1 rRNA gene is annotated in these 419 nt (G+C 51.3%); it reads left to right on the top strand.

Going from position 1 to position 419, the window contains the following annotated elements:
* Window positions 1-419: ribosomal RNA gene (locus tag C0R07_RS20085) — 16S ribosomal RNA — on the top strand; the annotation flags it as partial.

Here is a 419-nt window from a genome sequence, read left to right on the forward strand (position 1 = left end):
AGTGCCAGCCGCCGCGGTAAAACGTAGGGTGCAAGCGTTGTCCGGAATTACTGGGTGTAAAGGGAGCGCAGGCGGGAAGACAAGTTGGAAGTGAAAACCATGGGCTCAACCCATGAATTGCTTTCAAAACTGTTTTTCTTGAGTAGTGCAGAGGTAGATGGAATTCCCGGTGTAGCGGTGGAATGCGTAGATATCGGGAGGAACACCAGTGGCGAAGGCGGCCTACTGGGCACCAACTGACGCTGAGGCTCGAAAGTGTGGGTAGCAAACAGGATTAGATACCCTGGTAGTCCACACCGTAAACGATGATTACTAGGTGTTGGAGGATTGACCCCTTCAGTGCCGCAGTTAACACAATAAGTAATCCACCTGGGGAGTACGACCGCAAGGTTGAAACTCAAATGAATTGACGGAGGCAT

It is taken from the genome of Stenotrophomonas bentonitica, from assembly GCF_002887735.1.
Taxonomy (GTDB): Bacteria; Pseudomonadota; Gammaproteobacteria; order Xanthomonadales; family Xanthomonadaceae; genus Stenotrophomonas; species Stenotrophomonas bentonitica_A.